3 protein-coding genes are annotated in these 2,642 nt (G+C 34.9%); 1 reads left to right on the top strand and 2 read right to left on the bottom strand.

The window, feature by feature from the left end; genetic code table 11:
• Positions 1-299 (top strand): class II fructose-bisphosphate aldolase (locus ABZA26_RS12175; protein WP_372714785.1); only part of this gene is annotated, 299 nt, incomplete at its 5' end.
• Between the two features lie 323 nt (positions 300-622).
• On the opposite strand, the gene ABZA26_RS12180 is transcribed toward ABZA26_RS12175, so the two are convergent.
• Positions 623-1,831 carry an acetyl-CoA C-acetyltransferase gene (locus tag ABZA26_RS12180; protein ID WP_372714786.1) on the bottom strand — a complete coding sequence of 403 codons (1,209 nt, stop codon included), beginning with the start codon at positions 1,829-1,831 and terminating at the stop codon, positions 623-625.
• Between the two features lie 127 nt (positions 1,832-1,958).
• A partial coding sequence (locus ABZA26_RS12185) for an SDR family oxidoreductase (RefSeq protein WP_372714787.1) occupies positions 1,959-2,642 on the bottom strand: 684 nt, incomplete at its 5' end.

Raw genomic sequence — 2,642 nt, forward strand, 5'->3', positions numbered from 1 at the left:
AGGAAAAAAATGGTATTATTGATTTTGAAAGATTAGCAGAAATCAAAAAAACAAATCCAATCCCATTAGTTATACATGGTTCAACTGGAATATCTGACGAGCAACTCATTAAAATGCGTTATTATGGTATTGGAAAAATGAATATAGGGACTGCTGTTAGAATGGCATTTGGAAATACATTGAGAGATGTTCTCCAAGAGAATCCTGATACTTTTGACAGAATTCAACTTGTCCAAAAACCAATGGAAGAAATGCGTAAAGTTATTGAAGAAAAATATAAATTACTCGGTTGGGGATAAACCCCAAGGTTTCAAATAAAGAGTATATAGAATATACTCCCCCTATCAAATAGACAGTAAAAAATAAAGATATAAATAGCCAAAGTCCTAAATTCAAGTGGACTTTGGCTATTTATATTCCTCTACAACCTCTTTAGGTTATCCACAATGTAGACTAAATCCCTTTTTGGGCTTATTCTTTTATATTCTTCCAAAGGCTCATTCATTCCTAACATACTGTTAAATCAATCTCTAATACATTTATTTTTCATCATAATTATTTATATACCTCAAAAAAAGTAGGAGGGTGACCCTTTTGGGTCACCCTCCTCTTTAACAAAAGTTTATTTTACATTCTTTAAAATCAATGCTGTTCCCATTCCTCCACCAATACAGAGGGATGCCAATCCAAAATTTATCCCACTTTTTTTCATCTCATGGATAAGGGTAGTAGCAATCCTATTCCCACTGGCTCCTACAGGATGCCCTAAAGCTATAGCTCCTCCATTTACATTGGTTTTATCGGTAAACCAATCCATGGTAACATCATGTTGTCTAGTTAATTCTGTCATCACTCCAAGAGATTGAGCTGCAAAGGCTTCATTTAACTCAAGTAATTCCATCTCTTTTAGTTTCATTCCAGCTTTGTTCAAAGCATTTTTTATAGCAGGAACTGGTCCCATTCCCATGATAGATGGATCTACTCCACCTTGTCCAGTGGCAACGATCTCTACAAATGGAGTAAGGTTATATTTTTTTACCGCTTCCTCTGAAGCCACAAGCATTACACTGGCACCGTCATTTATTCCAGAAGCATTTCCTGCTGTAACTGTTCCATCTTTTTTAAAGACAGTTCTTAGTTTTCCTAACTTTTCTAAAGTTGTTTTTCTATTGGGATGTTCATCTGTATCAAAAATTACAGTTTCCTTTCTAGATTTTACTTCTACAGGTACTATCTCATCTTTAAATCTACCACTGTCTATAGCAGCTATAGCTTTTCTTTGAGATTCTGCTGCAAAAATATCTTGAGATTCCTTGGATAAATTATATTTTTCAGCTATATTTTCAGCTGTAACTCCCATATGATACCCTTGGAAAGCATCTGTAAGAGCATCACAAACCATATGGTCTACAGTTTGAAAGTCTCCCATTTTATGCCCAGATCTAGTAGCTTCAGGAATTAAATACGGTGTTTTTGACATGGATTCCACTCCTCCAGCCATTATCAGATTAGCATCTCCAGATTTTATAGCATTATATGCTAACATTACAGCTTTCATTCCACTTCCACAGATTATATTGACTGAATATGCCGGAACTTCCACTGGAACACCTCCGTCTATAGCAGCCTGTCTTCCCACTCCCTGTTTTTGCCCTGCTGAAAGTACATTTCCCATTATCACTTCATCTAAATTTTTAGGATCTATCTTAGTTTCTTCAATTATATTTTTTATAACTGTTCCACCCAATTGTCCTGCTTTTACACTACTTAAACTTCCCATAAATCTACCTACTGCTGTTCTCTTAGCCGAAACTATGTATACTTTTGACATTTTAACACCCCTTATAAAAAATTATTTTATTCATTCTTTTTTTACCTAAACTTTATGGCCTAATGGTACTTTCTTCCTTGATATCGTAAAATCATATTTGTAAAATTCACTTAAAAAGTAAAGTACTTTATAATCTCATTCCACCATTTACACTAAGTGTATGTCCTGTAACGTAACTTGAATCATCACTTGCTAAAAATAATCCTGCTTTTGCTATCTCTTCAGGTTGACCCAATCTTCCTAACATTGTCGTCTTAGCGAATTTATCTAATAAGTCTTGTGGAACTGTTTTTAAGATATCAGTCATACAATAACCTGGGGCTATTGCATTTACCCTTACTGCTGCACCTTTTCTTGCAAATTCTTTGGCCCATGTTTTAGTCAAACCAAGAACTCCTGCCTTAGTAGCTGAGTAGTTAGCTTGTCCTACATTTCCATATTCTCCTACTACCGATGAAATATTGATTATAGACCCTGATCCTGTAGTCATCATATGAGGTCCTACGAATTTAGTCAGATTAAATACACCTTTTAGATTAACATCTATTACCACATTCCACATGTCATCTGTTATCTTATGAGTAAGGGCATCTCTTGTGATTCCTGCATTATTTACCAAAACATCTATCTTTCCATATTTTTCTACTGCATAATTAAATAAAGCCTCACAACCTTCTGGATTAGTTACATTTAGTTTATATCCCTCTATATTTTCCGCTGTATAAGTTAAATCTCCCATGTCTGCTGCGATTACTTTTGCTCCATTTTTAGCAAATAATTTTGCCATCTCGGCACCTATTCCATTAGCCCC

Origin of the sequence: Ilyobacter sp. (assembly GCF_041583315.1) — a bacterium.
In the GTDB taxonomy this organism is placed as follows: domain Bacteria; phylum Fusobacteriota; class Fusobacteriia; order Fusobacteriales; family Fusobacteriaceae; genus Ilyobacter.